We start from the raw sequence: 19,743 nt of genomic DNA on the forward strand, positions 1-19,743 counted from the left end.
AATAGGGTAAAATGGTTTGCGGGTGGTATATCAACTCCCATTTAACCCCGACTACCAATTATCGTCTTTTTACAGCTGCCAGCTGAGGAGGTAATACTTATGGTTTCTCTTTTTAGAATTTTCATGGCTATTGTGTTAAGCGGTATGCTTATACTTGCTTATGCGCAACTTCCACAAGATGAAAAAATAAGGCATATAGAATCACAAGATCAGGCATTATTACAAGATATTTGTAAATATCAATCGGCATTTAGTGGTAACCAGCTCACTACAGGAAAAAGTATTTGTTTAGCAGATGATAATATCAATTATTTGTATCTTCCCGAGGCTTCTAATTATAGCTCACTTAGTATCACTACAGGTTATGGAAGTGGTGATCTTTCGATATATACAAAAAACAACAGTTGGCCAACAAGCGACACATATGATTACCAATCAGCAACGCTTGGCAATAATGAATGTATTGTTGTTTCATCCCCCAAGGGATATTGGCAGTATATTATGATACAAGGTGAAAAGCATGGCGCCTCCTTGGTTGTTGATTTAGGTGCAACGAGTTGTCGCACGCTGGGTAATGGATCTCAAGGCAATAAAGGCTATCCTTATAACTTTGCTCATATCAAAGTTTTTCGTTTTTCATTTATTGATGCTGATTTCAGCTGGAACAATATTTTAGCGGATTTACAAAAAGCTCAAATATATTATAGCGCACAATCCTATCACAAATTTAACCTCACCTATGATCTATCAGAACCTGTCATTGTAATCGATCAACCCAAAGCAACATTTGATGATAATTATCATGCTTGGCGAGAGGTATACAGCGCAAAAATTAAAGAGCGCGGTGTTGATATTAACGCGCCAGGTGAAGGAAATGTGATTATGATCACAGCACCACAAGTAGGAAACTACAACTCCAGTGCTGCGCCACCTATTATGGAACTCTATCATTATCATGCAGGTGTGATTGCACATGAGCTAGGACATGCACTTGGTCTTCGCCATGCCAAAGCATTAGAGGCGGGAGAAGGTAGAGTTATTGGCGATGGGAACTATGAAAAAGAGAGCCTTAACTATGGCAATGTATACAGCATGATGGGAATGGGTGCTTATTCTATGCAAGAATATAACCTGCTTTATAAAAAGTATTTCAACTGGGTCTCTGAACGTGAGGTGCCTTTAGTTCAAAGCTCAGGCACCTACCGCATTTATGCATTTGACCAAAAAACCAATGAGCATTTGCCACTTGGACTTAGAATTCAATCAGGCAATAAACGCTATACATACTGGCTAGAATATAGGACAACAAATGCGCATTATCCAAACACAAAAAATGGGATACTTATTAACCTTGAGGGCTATTTTGCTAATGAAAAAGATAAGCGTTTTTGGGAAACCACATCGTATCTTTTAGATATGACACCCGGCTCCAAAACACCTGGTTGGTGGGCTGAAGATCAAACAGACTCTGAGTTACAAATCAACCAAACTTACGAAGATCATTGGGGTGGTTTTCGCATCACCCCCATCGCCAAAGGCACTCACCCAACAGATAAGCATCCTTGGATTGAGGTATATGTTGAAATATTAAAATAAATGGTGCCGGGAGAGAGACTCGAACTCTCACATCCTTTCGGATACCGGATTTTGAATCCGGCGCGTCTACCGATTTCACCACCCCGGCAAGTTGAAGCGTTTTTCATTCTAACGAAATCTCTTTACATGTCAAACACTATTTCCACTTTCAAATAAATATCTATCAGCCCTTAGAATCTCTGTATAAATCGCATACTACCCAGTTTATATTTTTAGCAAATATTAAAAGCATATTGACCATGAAACCGCTTGCAATAATGATCTAATCCCTACGCTTATAGAATTTGTAAATCACATCGATAACCTGCAAATTTGCGAAGGTTAATCACCCCATTATCTAAAATTAAATATTGGCCTTTAATTCCCAAAAGCTGCCCTTCCACGAGTGGGTCTTTATCCAAATTAAATGATTTAACCTTCTGTGGATAACTTAACACTGGATAGCGAATACGAACTGGTTTTTTATCAACAAATGAAACTGCGTTTTGACCATAATCAGATGTGATATCATCTAGTATTTCAGCAACTTCATTTAAAAACATCTCTTTATAAGATAATAAATCCACTTCTTCAGGCGCGCCTTTAAGCATCTTTTGCCAGCTTGTTTTATCAGCCACATGCTTTTTAAGTGCAACCTCTATAACACCTGACAAAAGGCGCTGGTTTACTTCAAGAATAGGAAGCGCCTCTACCGCACCTTGATCAATCCAACGCATGGGGACATTTTTCTCGCGCGTAATCCCTACTTTCAAACCTGATGTATTTGCCAAATAAATATAATGAGGCTTTAGACAGTGAGCCTCCCCCCAAGTGGGCTCTCGACACGTTCCCTCATCATAATGACAAAGCTCCGGCTTAATAATACAACTATCACAAGCCGCTTTAGAACGAAGACAAACAAAACAATAGCCTTGATTAAAGCTTTTCTTTGTTTTCCTACCACAACCAATACAGTTTATCTCAGAGAGAAATTGAATCTTTATTTGTTTAGAAAGATAGTCATTTACTACAATTTCTTCGTTGTTACTTCTCAGTGCATATTGAGCCATATTCTCAGCATCTAAAGCACTATCCATTTTATGTAAATGTAGTGTCGTATTAATTAACATGCACTACTTTTCCTTTTAAACTCATCAATCACCACTGAGGCATGTTCACAAACTCTCTGCCAATCAACAGGACCATTTTCATCGGCATAGTTAATAGGATCTTCAATATCTTGCAGCATAAAAGCCTCTATTCGCTCAATAGACGAGCTGGATTTATAATCACTATAGATCTCTCCGGCATGCATAATTGGTTTATATGAGGTGAAGGTATTTCGATATATCACTTTATAATCTAGATCCAGACTCTGGCAGGCCAAAAGCCCATCTTCTAGCACCTGTGATTTATCAACATTAATATAAGGCAAATAGTAACTAACCTTCTCACTGTCCCAGTTTCCCTCTAAAAAAGCTGCATAATCTTTATCTCTAAAGCTTTCTGTGCAATCTGGATATACTTGATGATCTCCCGCATGCACTCCCATAGCAATCTCAACCTGAGTGTCTTTTGCTACTGCCAGTGAAAGTGCTACCGATTGAATAATTGAGCTAAAAATCTTATTTCTATTTGGCACAACTGTTTGGCGCATTGTCTCTTCTTGATAATGCCCTTCTGGCACCTCAGCATTATTTTCAATTAGGGTTGAACTTAAAAGCGAAGAAAGTCCCTCTAATGTAATCACTTTATAGTGAATATCAAAGCCTTTATCTTGAAGCAACTTCACTTGCTTTTGCGCGCACATAAGCTCAGTCTTATGTTTCTGACCATAATCAAAAGACAAGGCAAAGACACTATAGTTATGGGCAAGGAGATGTAGTAATAAAGAGCTTGAGTCCATGCCACCTGATAGTGACAGCACTGCATATTTTTTTGTAGTCATATTATTTGGCAAATTTGGTTTTTAGCTATGCCAAAATCCTACCACGCTTTAAGTATTTTTACCATTTCTGACATAAAGAAAAGCCTTCCACCTAGGCAATATCACGCTTTTTTAACTGTCAATATCTAGCGGTAAGCTATTTAACAGTCAGTTTGCGCATAATGATAGGTTTATACGAAGGCTTTTCTTATGATGCCCCCACGGCATAAGGTGGATCTGAAGTCATTCTGAGGCCATTTAGATCATTCTCAGCTGTCACCGAAGCGTTAAAAAACTGCTTTTCTTCTGCTTTATTTTCACGAGAATCTGTTAGCAAAAACGAAACAATCACTCCATAAAACAAAGCGACCGTAATAACAGAGCAAGGTAGCCACACCCATATAAATAATCTGTTTTTTCTTTTTTTATCTACCACTGGCATATCAATACTTAATCCACATTATCAACTGACGATTTTTTTACATTCATATGTAAATTGTTTATATCTCCAGCCTCTTTCGATCCAGTATTTAATGGCACAGGCGCCGCTGACTCATTTTTATCAGACTGCCCCGTTTTTATAACGAAAAAAAACACGGCAAAATAAAGCACAAGCATAACCACAAAAAAGCATAATAGTTTTATGCATAGAGATAACTTTCCCTGCTTTTGAGCCCTCAGCATCTAATGTTAACCATAAAGGTATCTAAATTGCTCTGCATAAGTCAGATACAGTAATGCACTAAAAAACCCGACAAAAATACTTGTCATAGCTACTACAATAAACTTCGTTGCTTTTTTGACTTTATTTAGCATATTACACGCCTCTGGCAAAAATACTGCTATATTTGCCAATATCATGCCCTTGAGACAATAAGTACTGATCATCTACTTTTTGATAGTCAAATGACTCACGCTCAGCGGTAATAACAAATAATTCAAATAGGACAAGTAATGCGAAAATTACTGTAAAAGCAAACGCACTTAGTTTAAGCTTTTGATATCTATTTCTTTTCTTCACGGTCAAGCTCCTAGCATTCAACAACTGCAACAATGCTAACAAACTTATTCAATAAATACAGTTTCAGATATGTATCATCATGTAACATTTTTTATACACAAAACAAATATTAAATTGTCAAATTATTGTTTGAAAGCCCTTCATCTTGCTATGCTCAAAAGCTTGTAAATCTGCTGATTACTTGATTAAGATAATAGATTTCACAGGAACAAGCTCACTATGAGAAAGTATCTTGTTATCTGTTTGAATACGAAAAGCCGCAGCCTTGCCACCATCAAAATTCACAGCAAGATGAATCTGAAGCTTGAGCTTATTAGCGACGCTTGTAAGAATATTGGCACTTTCATTTAAGGTTGCGCCATCCAATAGCGCAAGATATAAACCTTGATTGGTAGTGATATAGATAACTCGCCTTGCAATTGCACTATCATCAAGCTTTTGTTGAGGGTGATTATTGTCAACCAAAATAGGTCCTGCTTGAAATGCCCAAAAAGCATCATTATAACCGCTATCCCCTATTTTATAGAGATTAATTATCCCCTTTTGGCTAATCGTAACAACCGCAGACAGTAATGAGTTTTTAACAAGACGAGAGTATTTTTTATCATGGCTAATCAAAAGGCCATTAACCAAAAAGTTTTCACGATAAAAACCACCATTTGTGGCAATAATCGCGCCACTTTGCATGGCAATTTCCTGTAATGGTTGAATATTTGATTTATCTTGTATAACAAGCGATGCACGCGCTTTATCTTGATTGATTTTAATCAGCGTAAGCGCAACGGGAAAGTGCTTATATTGATAGGCATTAAAGTGATACAACATCCCTATATTATTTAAAAGTCTCTCGGTGCTTTTCTCTTTTAGCTGCCATGTACTACTGTGATCATAACCAAAGGCATTGGTGAGACCAACAAGACCAACAAGAGCCACTGCAATAAGTGCTATTATAAAGCGCAACATTCAGATAATTATAAGCTTAAGCCAATACGACTTGCCACTTCTTTATAATGCCCGATAACATCACCCATATCTTGGCGAAAGCGATCCTTATCAAAGCTCTCTAACGTGTTACTATCCCATAAGCGCATACCATCTGGTGAAATCTCATCACCTAAAAGCACCTTGCCATTAAAGCGTCCAAATTCAAGCTTATAATCAACAAGCAACAAACCTGCCTTTGCAAAAACATCTGACAATATCTGATTTACCTGTAAAGTGACTGCTTTCATCCAATCAATTTCTTTTTGACTCGCCCAATTAAAGGTTAAAATATGCGACTCATTAATCATAGGATCCCCAAGCGGATCATCCTTAAGAAAGAACTCAAACACAGGGGTGTCAAACTTCAAGCCCTTTTCAAGTCCAAGACGTTTGCATATTCCACCCGCTGCATAGTTTCTAACAACGCACTCAACTGGAATCATCTCAAGTTTCTTCATTAAACTTTCATGATCAGATAAGCACCTTACAAAATGTGTGCTTACATTTTCTTTTTCAAGCAGCTCCATAATATAGGCATTAAAAAGATTATTCACACGTCCTTTATCTTGCAAAGAGGCTAACTTAACACCATTAAATGCACTGGCATCATCACGATATTCAATGACAACTTCATGGTCATTTTCTGCTTCATATACTGACTTTGCTTTACCTTGATGCAGTAATGCTTTTTTCATCTTTGTATCATCTCAATTGTGTTGTTTTTAACTTTTTAGTTTTAAGATTTATCTGTTGTTGATAACGCTTTTTTATTCATTGGCAGTTTTTCAGCAATCGCATCCAAAATCGGACGTGATTGATCTATTGGAAGCAGTATCTTTTTCGTATCAAACACTGAGACACGAATCTGCTGCTGCTCTTCTCTAAAGAAAGTACGCCAATTTGTCATGTCACTGAAGATAGAGCCTGTGACTGTATGATCATAAATATACAATAGATAGCTTTGATCTTTTTTATCTTTAATGAGCACTGTTTGATCATTTTTATTATACGCTACATACTTATAGCCAGCACTTTCAACTGCCTGCTTCAACGCCTTTTCAACCGCAGCTTTTTCGCCAACAAACACAAGTGAGGCCACCTTATCATCAATATAGACTTGATACTTAAACCCTAATGTTGTGTTGATAAATCCATAGCTTGTTGATACCAACATTGATTGAGTTAATTTTTGCCCTGAAATAAGTTTTTCCAGTGATTTTATAAGCGCATTTCCCTTGTCATTGGTAACAGGCTTTTCATCCATATCGAATAATGAAACTTCTGTTTTTCTAAACTCATTTTTAACATGTGATAGGAAAACATAGTACGAAACTTTATCTTTATTACTTTGGATAACAAATCGACTATTGTCTTTATCTTCTTTTAAGAGCTTAACATCGAGTGATTTTTTATTAAGCGCCTCTTTTACCAGCTCCCAGCTTAGTTTATATGGCTCATCGATAGTTAATTTTGCTTGATTATCACTATCGTAATGAACTGTCGCATTCACTACCATCATCTGTTGTTGAAGGAGATAATTGGTATCATACTCATTCTGATAGCCTGGTGGTAATAAAGAAGATTCAGCTTTATCAGGCTCACTGGTTGTGAAACTTGTTTCTTTGGCTTGTGGCAAAGTTAATACTGGGTGAATGTCTGGATTTTCAGAGACGGATTTTGGCACTTCAAGCGGCTTACTTTGTGTTACATTTTCACGCGAATAATCAAAGTCTCGATTGCGGAAAAAGTTTCCAAGGCTTGAGCATCCGGCAAGGGTAACCACAGTTGTGGCAATAAGCGCTAATGCTGTAACTCTTTTAAACTGCATATCATACTATATTAAAGAAATTTAGCTCATTATACACAATCTTGAAAAAAACACTTATGGTTTGTTGGCAATTTCTCTTTCAACTTAGCAGCTTGAGTTTTATAAAGATAACCAAGCAAACGCCATAAGAGCTATTTTGTTAAGCTAAATACTTCTGACAAAAACCACACCCACAATCAATAAATACCACTTATTAAAATTAAATATAACCATAAGTTATGAGTTGCATAAAAATTAGTGATTTCACTTTTCCACTGACAACAATTACTATAGAAACATAAGCAAAACAAATTACAAAACGAAAAACAATTTGTTTTACATATAGAACAACCGATCAATTATTTGAAGGAGAAGTACCATGAAAAACTTAATTAACAAACTAGTCATTATCTCATTATCTGCTTTTGCTGTTGGTGCCATGAGTCCAGCATTTGCACATGATAACGATTTTTTACCTAATACAAATCCCACATATTATCACAGCGTATCACAAGATCACGGTGGCAGCGCAAGTGTGAACGCAGAGAGAAGTATTTAATTTAAACAAAGATAATAGGTGAAAGAAAAAGATGCGCTTGCTTTTATATTTAACAAGCCTCAATAATTCCAGCAGCGCCCATTCCTGTACCAATACACATAGTAATCATTGCATATTTTTTATTGGTCCTTTTTAATCCATGAAGCGCTTTTACGGTTAAAATTGTCCCTGTTGCACCAAGTGGATGCCCAAGTGCAATCGCACCACCACATGGATTTACTTTAGCTTGATCCAAATTCAGCTCATTAATCACAGCCAAAGACTGTGCAGCAAATGCCTCATTAAGCTCAATCCAATCAATATCTTTTAGCTCAAGGTTTGTTTGCTTTAATGCTTTTGGAATCGCTTTAATCGGTCCAATTCCCATAATCTTAGCAGGAACACCAGCCACTGCAAACCCTAAAAATTTACCTAATGGCTTTAGGTTATGTTTTTTTAGGTAAGCTTCACTCACAAGCACAACAGCACCAGCACCATCAGATACTTGGGAGCTATTACCAGCTGTGACACTACCGCCTTTTGCAAATACAGGCTTCAAGCGAGAAAGCGCCTCAATGGAAGTATCTTTTCTTGCCCCTTCATCTGTATCAATGGTCACTTCATGATCGACAATTTTATGTGCTTTCATATCGGGTTTTCGATGATGAACATGAACAGGGATAATTTCCTCTTTAAAGTCGCCTCTTTCAATGGCGGCTAATGCTTTTTGATGACTTTTCAGTGCAAACTCATCTTGTGCTTGGCGGGAAATATCCCACTTGTTGGCAACATTTTCAGCAGTAATTCCCATTCCATAAGCAATCGCCACATTTTCATCTTTTGCAAACACATCATTACTAAATGAGATATTATGCCCGCCAAATGGAATCATACTCATGCTTTCAACACCCCCTGCGATAGCAACATCCATATTGCCTTGTGCAATTTCATTCGCTGCAATTGCAATGGATTGAATCCCTGAGCTACAATAGCGATTAATTGTAAAAGCAGGCACACTATCTGGAAGCCCTGCAAGCAACGTTGAAATACGTGCTACATTCATGCCTTGCTCCGCCTCAGGCATAGCACAACCAATGACAACATCACCCACATCTTCAGGGTTCACCTTGGACTCTTTTAGGGTTTCTTTTAATACATCAGCCAAAAGATCATCTGGGCGTTTTTTAGCAAAGCCGCCACGTTTACCTTTTGTTACAGCTGCACGCTTTGCGGCAACAATATATACTGTTTGTTCACTCACCTTTCGGTTCTCCTTTTAAAAATCTCAATCTCTATTGATCATATGATTTCAAATTTAAATACCAACGCTAGTTAGCCAAAAACTAGCCGTTTTATAGTTTACATTCTTAGCTCTCTTACTAGTTTCTAAGTGGTTTTCCTGTCTCTAGCATATATTGCATACGCTGTGCTGACTTCTCAGATAATGCAAGCTCCACAAAGTTTTCAAGCTCTCTCTCAAGTACCCAATCCTCTGAAACCAATGTGTCTTTTTCAATATTACCACCACACATTGCATCGGCAAGATTACAAGCAATCTTATAATCATGCTCTGAGATCTGATTGCCATCTTTCATATTCACCAAAAGCCCTTTCACTGTAGAAATCCCAGCCTCACCAAACACTTTAAACGGACGTTTAAGCGGTGCTCTATAGCCCTTAAAGGCTAAATATTTGGCCTTCTCGATTGCCACAGATAAAATCTCTTTTGTGTTCATAACCACAGTATCGCTGTCTCTTAAAAAGCCTTTTTCAATTGCCTCATAGGCACTTGTTGCCACCTCTGCCATTGCAAGGTTTTTATAACGGCGTTCAAAGTCTTTCCATGGTGCTTGCGCTTCTGAGGCACGCTTAGCCATCTCTTTAGAGCCGCCCCAACCAGGAATAATTCCAACACCTGCCTCAACAAGTCCAATATAACTTTCATGTGCAGCAACAGCTGCATCACAGTGAAGGATGATTTCACAGCCACCGCCAAAAGCAAACCCTTTAACAGCTGCAACGACTGGAATCTTACTATAGCGAAGCTCTTGTGTGATAACCTGATGACCACGTTTAATAACATCATAAACCGCATCTTTTCCATTCATCATAAATAAAAAGCCAAACTCCTCTAGATTGGCCCCTGCTGAGAAAATATCTTTCTCCTGCCAAATCACCATGGCGCTACATTTTTTCTCAGCAATTTTAATAGCCTCTGAAATACCTGTCAGCACTTCTTGACCTATAGAACACATTTTACTTTTAAATGATAAAATACCCACTTCAGAGTCAATACTCCAAAGGCGAACACCTGAATTCTCATAAAGCGTTGTTTCATTTAATTGATTTGTCTCACCAACGACCTTATCTTTTACCAGTTGGCGCTGATAGACAGCTAATTCACTACGATGAATCAGTTTTTTATCAAGATAGCTAAACTCTTTATTATCATGATAAACACCTTCATTTAGATCATAAATCCATGCTGGCAATGGAGCGTTAGAGAGGGATAAGTTTGACTCAATATCACTTTCCAACCACTTAATGACTTGCTGCCAACCTGCCTGCTGCCATATCTCAAATATGCCTTCTTTCCAACCAAATCCCCAACGGATAGCCATATCCATATCTTTTGGATAATCAGAAATATCGCCACAAAGCGCTGCTGCATAGTGAAACATTTCACGAAAACATGACCATAAAAACTTCGCCTCTGGGTGATCACTCTCGCGTAACTTTTGAAGCTTTACGCCCCAGTCTTTTTCTTGCAATATCTCAAGCACTGCTTTATCTGCTTTTTTCTCAGATGCTCTATAGCTTTTTGTTTCTAAATCAAGCACCTTAATGCCATCTTTTTCTTTAACATAAAGCCCTTTTTTGGTTTTTTGCCCAAGCGCACCTTGCTCAACCAAAAGATGAATCCAATCAGGCAGTTGATAGATTTTTTCCCAACCATCTTCAAGGTTATCTTTCATCGTATTTACTACATGAGCAAAGGTATCCAAACCGACAACATCGGCAGTTCTAAAGGTAGCACTTTTGGCTCTTCCCAATTTCTTTCCTGTCAAAGCATCAACCACCTCAAGTGGAATATTATACTTTTCGGTATAATAACAAGTGACTAACATCGAGAATACGCCTAAGCGATTGGCAATAAAATTTGGCGTATCTTTTGCACGAATAATGCTTTTTCCTAAACTGTGCACAAGAAAACTTTCAAGCACATCTATAATTTCAGGCTTAATATTTTGATGTGGAATCAACTCCACAAGTGGCATATAACGTGGCGGGTTAAAAAAGTGTACCCCACAGAATTGACTTTGCAGCGCTTTTGGTAAGCTTTGTGTTAATTTTTCAATACTAAGACCTGATGTATTACTTGCAATGATCGCCTCTTTTTTTACATGAGGGGCAATTTTTTGATACAGCGCTTCTTTCCAATCTAAGCGCTCAGCAATCGCCTCTATCACAAGATCACATTCACTTAGTTTCTCTAAGTCATCATCATAGTTAGCAGCAGTAATATATTCAGGGCTTAAACTTGAGCTAAACGGGGCAGGTTTTAGCTTAAGCAGTTTTTTTAGTGATCCTTCAATCAGTGCATTTTTAGGCCCTTCTTTTGCCTTTAAATCATATAAAATGACAGGAATCCTCGCATTAGCGAAGTGTGCGGCAATTTGCGCACCCATAACACCTGCGCCGAGAACAGCTACTTTATTAACTGTATATTTGTGCATTGAATTTTGCTCCTTCGTATTCTTATCTCTTCTTTTTACAAAATGACTCAAACTTAAAGACTATGCTTTTACGACCAACATCAAAACACGATGAAATAACCATTTGGCAAAATAACAAGCTTATGAGGAGTGTTCACTTTTATTTAGGTCATTTGTAAACATCATCAAATAATCTCTAAGTTAACCTTTTTTTACTCTTCAAAAACTTTTAAATAGCCTTCCATCGCTTCTTCTTTTGATTTTCCCTTTATTGCATTCCAAGCCATCCACTTTGCCCGCTCAACCATTTTGATAGCGGATGGACAATCACCTTGTACATCACCTTCTGTCGCCTGTTTATAAAAGGCATAAAGCTTTAGTTTTTGCGTATTATTTGGCTTAAAATCAATACTTGCATCACGAACAGCGGTTAACATCTGTTGAAATTTTGTTTCTAAATCACTCATTTATATTCCTTAATTTTTATACTTAAAGCTTTAAACTGTTTCTGGGTTTTTCTCATTTTGATAGTAGCTTTGCCATTCAGGGTGGGCGTTTTTAGGGCCTAACACATAAGGGCCAAATTCATCCACTTGAATAACCGCATTGGTTGTTTTTGCCACCTCTTTTAACAGCATGATCTCCTCATCAGAAATCACACCACTAGCGCGCGCTTTATCAATAAGAGACTGCCATGGACCTTTCTCGAGTTTTTTTGCTTTTATGGCATCTTTTATCTTCTGCTGAATAGGAATGGCCTTCAGCATCATCTGATAAGCATGCTCAACTCGGCCAACTGGATCTTTTTCATCTTCAGGGACATAGCATTTTGCTTTCATTCTTTGACGTGTTTTAGCATCTTTTAATAGTGCATGTGAGATTTTTTTCTCTAATATATCTTTTGGCTTTTTATATGGCTTTCCATAAGGGAACGCAATAAACTTCAAACTTGCAGCCAACATTCTATTGGGAAAGTTTCTTAAGGTTTCAACCAACGCATCTTGCGCCTGATATAAACAGTGCTGAAGCGCCCATTCAACAAAGATATCATCCTCACTTTTCTCGCCTTGATCTTTATAATATTTCAATACTGCACACGCCATATAAAGATAGCTCATCACATCGCCCAAACGAGAAGACAGACGCTCTTTTCTCTTAAGCGCACCGCCAAGGCTAATTAAAGCGATATCATTGATAGCAGCATATGCCGTACTTAAGCGTGTGATTCTTTTATAATACACATTAAATTTAGAGTGATAACCAGTTGCTGTTGCGCCACAACTTATCCCATACCAAAACGTTCGTAGAATATTTTTAGTCAGGTAGCCCATATGCTTTTTCATGAGCTTAGAAAAGGCCTCATAGCCTTCTTTCTCATTAGGATTCATCAAACTTTCTGACTCTTCACGAATATAGGGATGACAGCGCATCGCGCCTTGACCGAATATCATTAAATTGCGCGTCATAATATTCGCCCCTTCAACCGTAATGCCAACGGGCGTTGCTTGATAACCACGTGCAAGATAGTTATTGGGACCCATAATGATACCGCGACCACCATGAATATCCATTGCATGATTAAGGACAACTCTGCCAGTTTCCGTTAAATGATATTTTGATATCGCTGAGGCAACCGATGGCTTAATCCCGGCATCAACAGCAGCAACCGTAAACTGTCTTGTTGCATCAGCAAGATAGGCCAAGCCACCCATTTGCCCTAAAAACTCCTCGACACCTTCAAAATAACCAATCGGCGTTTTGAACTGCTCTCTGACCATTGAATATGCTGAGGTAATCACTGTTGATAACAGCGCATTTGCTGTTCCGCAAGCAGGAAGCGAGATAGCACGGCCAATAGAGAGGCACTCCACAAGCATACGCCATCCATCGCCTGCCATTTTCTGCCCACCGATAATCCAATCGATTGGAATAAACATTTTCTCAGCACGGATAGTGCCATTCATAAATGCCTGTGACAGTGGTAGTGCACGATTGCCAATTTCAAGCCCCGGATGATCGTGAGGTAATAATGCACAGGTAATCCCTTCTTGACCCTCTTCTTTCAACAATCCCTCTGGATCACTTAACTGAAAGGCAAGCCCAACAAGTGTTGCAACTGGCGCCAAAGTAATATAACGCTTATTAATATTCTCAAGCCTAATGCCTAAAACTTTTTTACCTTGGTACTCACCATAGCAAACCGTGCCTTTATCTGGCAAAGAGGTTGCATCTGAGCCTGCAGTTGGTCCTGTTAGGGCAAAGCATGGAATATCAACACCTGATGCTAAGCGCGGCAAAAACATATCTTTTTGCTCTTTTGTACCATAATGGTGTAATAACTCACCTGGCCCTAAAGAGTTTGGCACCATCACTGTCACCGCTGCCGAGACACTTTTTGTGGCGATCTTCATGACAATCTCTGAGTGCGCCGCAGCTGAAAACCCTTTACCGCCATATTCTTGACGTATCACTAAGCCAAAAAAACCTTTCTCACGGATATAATTCCATACTTCCACTGGCAAATCACGATCCACATGCGTAATCTGCCAATCATCGAGCATCGAGCATAATCTCTCAGTTTCGTTATTTAAAAAGTCTTTTTCTTCTTCAGATAATTCAAACTTTTTAGCACTATGTAGTTGATTAAAGTTTGGTTTGCCTTGGAATACTTCTTTTTCATACCAGCAATCACCTGCATCTAATGCAACTTGTTCGGTCACAGAAATAGGCGGCATCGATTTTTTGCTAGACTTGTAGATTCTTCTAATCATGAGCATATCCTCATCTTATTGTTATTATCAGCTATGCACTTGTAATTCTGTCTCTTCCACATATAAATCGACATACGGCTTATTTCCCGGAACAGTAGCATAGCTATCTGGATCTTTCCCCATTTCTCTAATAACTTGATCATCTAGAAAATACTTTCCAGTAACATTCTTTTTGATCACCTCGCTTAAAGCATCGGCCATAATCTTAGGATCGCGTGTATGAGCAAGTGCAGCATCGCCGCCTAAAACAAACTTAACCGCCGCTGTATTTAATAAGGTTGCAGGCCAAAGTGCATTAACACTGATTTTGTCAGCTTTAAACTCATGCGCAAGCCCTGTTACCATCATTGAAGAGGCAAACTTGCATAACGTATAAGCCGTATGGTTTCCAAACCACTTTGGCTTCATCTCAACACTTGGCGCAATATTAATAATTTGTCGTAAATCTGAGTTTTTAAGGTATGGCAATGCATATTTACTAGCAAATAAGCTACCTCTAACAATAATTTGGTGCATTAAATCAAATGCCTTCTCTGTCAGTGCTTCAGTCGGTAACAAATAAAGTGCACTTGCATTATTCACCAACACATCAATGCGACCAAAACGCTCACCAACTTGATCTATCGCTGCCTTCAACGATTCTAAATCTCTTACATCACAAACAATGGCTGTCACACTTTTAGCGCCAGCTGCCTCAATTTCCTCTTTAGCACTATGAATGGTACCGGGTAGTTTAGGGTGTGGTTTATCTGTTTTCCCTGTAATAACAACATGCGCCCCTTCTGCTGCCGCTTTCATTGCAATCGCTTTGCCAACCCCCCTTGTCGCACCGCCAATAAAAACCACCTTGTCTTTTAATAATGTCATGTAACAAACTCCTTCAGTTAGCTTAATCAAGTGTTAATATCTTTAATCTTATTCTATAAGTCCTTGCTGTATTTATTTTCATCTGGTTTATTTTTTACACCTAACGAATATATCACTTATTGGAAAAAAAATAACTAGAGTGCATCAAATTCTTCCATATAAATGCTGCACTTGCAATATTTTTCATTTTTTCAGTTATGAATTTATTTACAAAACAACCTCTTAAGCCATACAATTACTTACTATAATCAGAATATCATTACACTAACACTTACGTTTTATAAGATTTTAGAGAAAAACTACAAAATTATTGAAACACATGAGTACTGACTGAGAAATACTTTAAGTAGTACTTGTTTAACCATACGGAGCATGATATATGAACAACAAGCCTTGGCTGCAATATTATCCTGACAATGTCCCAGCAGAAATAAGTCCATCGGAAGATACGTTGATTGATTTATATGATGCTATTACGCAAAAATGCCCATCTAAAGCGGCAATATCCTGTCATGATCATAGCCTAAGCTTTGCTGAAGTGGATCGCTATGCTGAGCATTTCGCTGCCTACCTTCAGCATGAGCTTGGCATTAAAAAAGAAGACCCCGTTGCCATTATGCTGCCCAATTTACTGCAATTTCCTGTTGTACTTTTTGGGCTGTTAAAGCTCGGCTGTATTTTTGTCAGTATCAACCCACTTTACACTGAAGTTGAAGTCAAAGAAATTCTTGAAGACTCAGAGGCAAAAGCTATTATTGTTCTTTCAACCTTTGCCCACTTAATTGAACCCTCCCTTGGTACCTTACCCCACTTAAAACATGCAATGACAACGGATTTGGTTGACCTATATCCCTTTCCTAAAAAGCAATTAATTCACTTTGTTGCAACCTATTTAAAAGGGATGAAACCACACTATAGCAAAGGGAAATTTCATCACTTTAAAGATACACTTAACTACCAAAAGCCCCTAAATAAAGCAAATATTAGCCCTGATGATATTGCTTGTTTACAATATTCAAGCGGAACGACCGGTAAGCCTAAAGGGACGATTCTTTTACATCGAAATATTGTTGCTAATGTTCATCAGGTTTGGGCATGGCTTAGAGGTGATGTTGAACTTGATAAGCAGGTTATTATCGGTGCGTTGCCGCTATATCATATCTTTGCGCTCACAGCGAATCTATTTACTTTTTATCTAATGGGCTCAAAACAGGTGTTAATCCCTAACCCAAGAGACATTAAATCACTTGTTAAAACCTTGCAAAAAACACCTTTCACCATCTTTAACTGTATTAATACCTTATATATGGCACTACTGCATAACGATGCCTTCAGGCAATCCACTTTCCCGCACTTTAAGCACACTTTAAGTGGCGGCATGAGCACAACTGAGCGAGTTGCCAATGACTGGAAAGCCGTGACAGGCATTGAAATCAAAGAAGCCTATGGTCTATCTGAGATGTCCCCTGCGGTCACGATGAATAAATTTGATGATGGTGATGGCTTTAATGGCACAGTGGGTTATCCACTTTCCAGCACAGAGCTCACCATTAGAAATGACCAAGGCGAAATTTTAGCACAAGGAGAAGTTGGAGAAATTTGGGTGAAAGGACCACAACAAGCCCAAGGCTATTGGAAGCTTGAAGAGGCAACCAAAGAGCATTTTTTAGCCGATGGATGGCTTAAAACAGGTGATTTAGGTTATCTTGATCACAAAGGGAGACTCACCATTTCCGGTCGCTCTAAAAATATGCTGATTGTCTCAGGGTTTAATGTCTTTCCAAAAGAAGTTGAAAATGCCATTTTAAAAATGCCTGAAGTTGACAATGTTGCCGTCGTTGGCGCCCCCTCTAAAAGCTCTGGAGAAAAACCAGTCGCCTTTGTTGTATTAACTGAAGGCGCCTCCATTAGCGCAAAAGATATTACCGAGTTTTGTTACACCCAGCTTGCTCATTACAAGACCCCTAAGGATATTTTCTTCCTTGATGAGCTGCCTAAAAATACGGTTGGTAAAGTGATGAAAGAAAAGCTAAAAGAGGAGTATATTCTTAATCAGGGTGAAGCCTGAAAATAAACTTTTTTGCCATTACAAGGTAGTGCCCATTTAACTGTGTCAGTTTAATTTTAACTTTCCTGTTTTTAACATCTAAAACACAGATTGGCATAAATCTAACAAATAGAGTTAGGTGCACACTACCATCTACCCTCTCCAAAACCTTTAAATTGATACTCACCAGAGTTTTCTAAAAGAAGACTCCTAGCACTCATGCCAAAACCCAGATTATTTAGGGGTGAGCTATTACTCTCAACCATAGATAAGGGAGGGTGCTCTTCAATATACAGTGCCTCAGAATATATAGAGCCCCTCCTATTTTTTAATACAACTCTATCGACATCAGTTATTACTGGATTTCCATTTAAATACCCGACATTATCAGCCCTTAAGTCATCCATAGTCCTACCACTTATAGCAAGTTGTTGATGAATGAAATCCTCTGTAGCTTTTGACAGCATCGACTTAAACTCAAGTCTAGGCATCTCTAAAATATCCAAATGTTCCCCTACGGCTTTTATAGATAAGCCTGCTTTTTGGTTTATACTTAGAGAGTTGACTACTCTTGCAGCCCTTAACGCCATAGTTTCATCTCCATCCAACCTACTTACATATTCACTATTAAATAATTTATATACTTTCCCCTCATACTCATATACATCTCCATGATGTCCTGCCCCTAGCTTCTGCCCTCCCTTAAGAATATTATCCCTCATTTTAGACTTTTTAGGTTGCGAGCTACGAGATATAGATTGGTTCATACGACTTCGCATCATATGTCCACTCGGATCACTATACATAATAGGGTTTGCTTGTGATAAATAGGCATACCTATTGATACCACCTCTCCCAAAAGGACTCCATGTGTCGCTACTTGTAAACTGCCTGATTCTTGGGTTATAGGCTCTTGTTCCTTTTCCTAATAGCTGCCAGCTTGTTGACTTATCAGTAAGCTCTCCATTATAACCTAATGTACTGCTTTGTTTATTTGCTTCAGTTTGTATCTTTGTGAGTTTTCCATAGGGCGTATAACGATAACTTTGTACAATCTCACTCATAGCCTCATCTGTTCTTTCGACTAAAGCCAATATACTTCCTGCATAATCTTTAATATACCCCTGATAACTTGCTTGATTGTCCTGAGTATAGTTAAACACCCCAACCTTATCACTCCCCGCATAAAGATAACGTTGTGTAAGAGTTATCTCACTATTTGTACTATCAATTGAATCAACCCCCATTAATCCCAACTGACTATAAAGATACTGCTCATAGTGGTTGTTATGCTTAACACTTATAAGCTCATTCAATCCATTGTAATAATAGTCACTGCTTTGATTTGTGTTTGGTTGAATTACCTGATCAATGCGGCCAAAGCCATTGTAATGAATCTCGCTCCCTATATCATCTATCACCATATTACCCATTTGATCATAGCTAAAGTGGTAACTTGTATTATCTTTACTGTAGTTGTCCAAGCGATCAGGATAATCATTATTATACTGATAGGCCATCTCACTATAACCCCCATTGGCATAATGACTCTCTACAGACAATAAACTCCCCATTGCATTATAGTAATAGCTCTCTGATACTACCCCATCATCTTCAGGACAAAGCGACCCTGAACAGCTATACTCACTTAACTGATTCATCTGATCATAAATATAGCTTTCAGTTGAGTTCACTCCTTCAGCATTCACTCGAACCTTCTTAACAATACGGCCTAAAGCATCATAGTGATAACTTAAAGATGAAAGAAGCACACTTCTCTCGCCAGAAACGCCCTGATATACCAACTGAGTCACTAAACGACCCAACCCGTCATACGACAGCACTTCTGTTGTATTCGATAAATAAGAAAGTCGCTCAGTTAACTGAGCTTTTTGGTTATACTTAAGCGATACTGCATCTTGTAACAAACTGCCTGAAGCACTTTGATACTGTACTGATATCAAATGTCCTAACGCATCATAAATAAAATGACTTTGACCACCTTTACTATCTTTAATCAATACCAAACGATTGATATCATCATATGTATAATCAAAGCCACTTTGTGTGCTGGTTAAATGAAAGCTGGTCTTTGAATCCGACATTTGCCCTGTAGACAAATAGCCATACTCAAGCTCTGATACTCCATTATCAACTGATTTTAATTGGTTATATTCACTGTAATTATAATTGATACTCTCTGATGCCAGTGCGACATTACATAAACAACCGCCCAATAATAAAACACTTAACTTCTTTGTGAAATTCATACTCTCTCCCCATATTTATTTAATATTAAGCATTGAAACTCAAAGTCTCACTACTATGTAGTACACTCAAAAAAAACAAGATCACCCCATCAATGAACTAAGAAGAATAATTGATCAGACCTAAAAAAGTAATTTAGGTATTTGAAAAAAATTTATACTGCATAACACAAAGCGCAAAACCCACTTAGTCGCAATACTTAATTTTTCCACTTACTAAAAA

16 protein-coding genes, 1 tRNA gene and 1 pseudogene are annotated in these 19,743 nt (G+C 38.2%); 3 read left to right on the forward strand and 15 right to left on the reverse strand.

From position 1 onward, the window contains the following. The first annotated feature begins 99 nt into the window (after positions 1-99). A complete protein-coding gene (locus tag A37Q_RS0102620) occupies positions 100-1,596 on the forward strand; it encodes a pre-peptidase C-terminal domain-containing protein (protein WP_154648606.1) in 1,497 nt (498 codons plus the stop codon). A 1-nt stretch (position 1,597) separates the two neighbouring features. Here A37Q_RS0102620 and A37Q_RS0102625 read toward each other — a convergent pair. The 10 genes from A37Q_RS0102625 to A37Q_RS0102670 form a co-directional block, all read right to left on the reverse strand. Further along, positions 1,598-1,684: transfer RNA gene (locus tag A37Q_RS0102625), tRNA-Leu, on the reverse strand. Positions 1,685-1,871: 187 nt separating this feature from the next. After that, a complete protein-coding gene (locus A37Q_RS0102630; RefSeq protein WP_026196478.1) occupies positions 1,872-2,699 on the reverse strand; it encodes a DUF2797 domain-containing protein in 828 nt (275 codons plus the stop codon). Further along, complete coding sequence (locus tag A37Q_RS0102635; RefSeq protein ID WP_018298718.1) at positions 2,699-3,523, reverse strand: 7-cyano-7-deazaguanine synthase; 825 nt, start codon at positions 3,521-3,523, stop codon at positions 2,699-2,701. Before A37Q_RS0102635 ends, A37Q_RS0102630 begins: the two co-directional genes overlap by 1 nt. A 187-nt stretch (positions 3,524-3,710) precedes the next feature. Next, positions 3,711-3,944 carry a hypothetical protein gene (locus A37Q_RS0102640; RefSeq protein WP_018298719.1) on the reverse strand — a complete coding sequence of 78 codons (234 nt, stop codon included), beginning with the start codon at positions 3,942-3,944 and terminating at the stop codon, positions 3,711-3,713. 8 nt (positions 3,945-3,952) lie between these two features. After that, a complete protein-coding gene (locus tag A37Q_RS0102645; RefSeq protein ID WP_018298720.1) occupies positions 3,953-4,186 on the reverse strand; it encodes a hypothetical protein in 234 nt (77 codons plus the stop codon). A gap of 6 nt (positions 4,187-4,192) precedes the next feature. Beyond that, positions 4,193-4,318 carry a hypothetical protein gene (locus tag A37Q_RS16515; RefSeq protein ID WP_018298721.1) on the reverse strand — a complete coding sequence of 42 codons (126 nt, stop codon included), beginning with the start codon at positions 4,316-4,318 and terminating at the stop codon, positions 4,193-4,195. Position 4,319: 1 nt separating this feature from the next. After that, complete coding sequence (locus A37Q_RS0102655; protein ID WP_018298722.1) at positions 4,320-4,523, reverse strand: hypothetical protein; 204 nt, start codon at positions 4,521-4,523, stop codon at positions 4,320-4,322. Between the two features lie 177 nt (positions 4,524-4,700). After that, positions 4,701-5,486: a phosphodiester glycosidase family protein gene (locus A37Q_RS0102660; protein WP_018298723.1), complete on the reverse strand. Its 786-nt coding sequence runs from the start codon at positions 5,484-5,486 to the stop codon at positions 4,701-4,703. A gap of 8 nt (positions 5,487-5,494) precedes the next feature. Next, positions 5,495-6,202, reverse strand: a complete 708-nt coding sequence (gene purC, locus A37Q_RS0102665; protein ID WP_018298724.1) for a phosphoribosylaminoimidazolesuccinocarboxamide synthase — start codon at positions 6,200-6,202, stop codon at positions 5,495-5,497. Between the two features lie 41 nt (positions 6,203-6,243). Continuing rightward, complete coding sequence (locus A37Q_RS0102670; RefSeq protein WP_018298725.1) at positions 6,244-7,335, reverse strand: hypothetical protein; 1,092 nt, start codon at positions 7,333-7,335, stop codon at positions 6,244-6,246. A 358-nt stretch (positions 7,336-7,693) separates the two neighbouring features. Between A37Q_RS0102670 and A37Q_RS0102675 the strand changes: the two genes are divergently transcribed. Continuing rightward, complete coding sequence (locus A37Q_RS0102675; protein WP_018298726.1) at positions 7,694-7,873, forward strand: hypothetical protein; 180 nt, start codon at positions 7,694-7,696, stop codon at positions 7,871-7,873. A 49-nt stretch (positions 7,874-7,922) separates the two neighbouring features. Here A37Q_RS0102675 and A37Q_RS0102680 read toward each other — a convergent pair whose 3' ends face one another. The 4 genes and pseudogenes from A37Q_RS0102680 to A37Q_RS0102700 form a co-directional block, all read right to left on the reverse strand. After that, a complete protein-coding gene (locus A37Q_RS0102680) occupies positions 7,923-9,113 on the reverse strand; it encodes an acetyl-CoA C-acyltransferase (RefSeq protein WP_018298727.1) in 1,191 nt (396 codons plus the stop codon). 118 nt (positions 9,114-9,231) lie between these two features. Next, positions 9,232-12,035: pseudogene (locus A37Q_RS0102685) on the reverse strand (acyl-CoA-binding protein). A gap of 30 nt (positions 12,036-12,065) precedes the next feature. After that, the gene (locus A37Q_RS0102695; RefSeq protein ID WP_018298730.1) at positions 12,066-14,339 is read right to left on the reverse strand and encodes an acyl-CoA dehydrogenase; all 2,274 of its coding nucleotides are present in this window, start codon (positions 14,337-14,339) and stop codon (positions 12,066-12,068) included. 27 nt (positions 14,340-14,366) lie between these two features. Continuing rightward, on the reverse strand, positions 14,367-15,206 hold the full coding sequence (locus A37Q_RS0102700; RefSeq protein WP_018298731.1) for an SDR family oxidoreductase: 840 nt from the start codon (positions 15,204-15,206) through the stop codon (positions 14,367-14,369). A 379-nt stretch (positions 15,207-15,585) separates the two neighbouring features. Here A37Q_RS0102700 and A37Q_RS0102705 point away from each other — a divergent pair, with 379 nt between their 5' ends. Further along, positions 15,586-17,274 (forward strand): long-chain-fatty-acid--CoA ligase, encoded by a 1,689-nt coding sequence (locus tag A37Q_RS0102705; RefSeq protein WP_018298732.1) that lies wholly within the window; start codon positions 15,586-15,588, stop codon positions 17,272-17,274. Positions 17,275-17,399: 125 nt separating this feature from the next. Here A37Q_RS0102705 and A37Q_RS0102710 read toward each other — a convergent pair whose 3' ends face one another. Further along, on the reverse strand, positions 17,400-19,523 hold the full coding sequence (locus tag A37Q_RS0102710) for an RHS repeat domain-containing protein (protein WP_018298733.1): 2,124 nt from the start codon (positions 19,521-19,523) through the stop codon (positions 17,400-17,402). Positions 19,524-19,743: the final 220 nt, after the last annotated feature.

Source organism: Fangia hongkongensis FSC776 = DSM 21703, assembly GCF_000379445.1.
GTDB classification, from domain to species: Bacteria; Pseudomonadota; Gammaproteobacteria; order Francisellales; family Francisellaceae; genus Fangia; species Fangia hongkongensis.

Bases quoted from the DNA above. Each gene is read 5' to 3' on its own strand.
- A37Q_RS0102620 (WP_154648606.1), top strand. From the start codon at position 100: ATGGTTTCTCTTTTTAGAATTTTCATGGCTATTGTGTTAAGCGGTATG.
- A37Q_RS0102635 (WP_018298718.1), bottom strand. From the start codon at position 3,523: ATGACTACAAAAAAATATGCAGTGCTGTCACTATCAGGTGGCATGGAC.
- A37Q_RS0102640 (WP_018298719.1), bottom strand. From the start codon at position 3,944: ATGCCAGTGGTAGATAAAAAAAGAAAAAACAGATTATTTATATGGGTG.
- A37Q_RS0102645 (WP_018298720.1), bottom strand. From the start codon at position 4,186: ATGCTGAGGGCTCAAAAGCAGGGAAAGTTATCTCTATGCATAAAACTA.
- A37Q_RS16515 (WP_018298721.1), bottom strand. From the start codon at position 4,318: ATGCTAAATAAAGTCAAAAAAGCAACGAAGTTTATTGTAGTAGCTATG.
- A37Q_RS0102660 (WP_018298723.1), bottom strand. From the start codon at position 5,486: ATGTTGCGCTTTATAATAGCACTTATTGCAGTGGCTCTTGTTGGTCTT.
- purC (WP_018298724.1), bottom strand. From the start codon at position 6,202: ATGAAAAAAGCATTACTGCATCAAGGTAAAGCAAAGTCAGTATATGAA.
- A37Q_RS0102670 (WP_018298725.1), bottom strand. From the start codon at position 7,335: ATGCAGTTTAAAAGAGTTACAGCATTAGCGCTTATTGCCACAACTGTG.
- A37Q_RS0102675 (WP_018298726.1), top strand. From the start codon at position 7,694: ATGAAAAACTTAATTAACAAACTAGTCATTATCTCATTATCTGCTTTT.
- A37Q_RS0102695 (WP_018298730.1), bottom strand. From the start codon at position 14,339: ATGATTAGAAGAATCTACAAGTCTAGCAAAAAATCGATGCCGCCTATT.
- A37Q_RS0102700 (WP_018298731.1), bottom strand. From the start codon at position 15,206: ATGACATTATTAAAAGACAAGGTGGTTTTTATTGGCGGTGCGACAAGG.
- A37Q_RS0102705 (WP_018298732.1), top strand. From the start codon at position 15,586: ATGAACAACAAGCCTTGGCTGCAATATTATCCTGACAATGTCCCAGCA.
- A37Q_RS0102710 (WP_018298733.1), bottom strand. From the start codon at position 19,523: ATGAATTTCACAAAGAAGTTAAGTGTTTTATTATTGGGCGGTTGTTTA.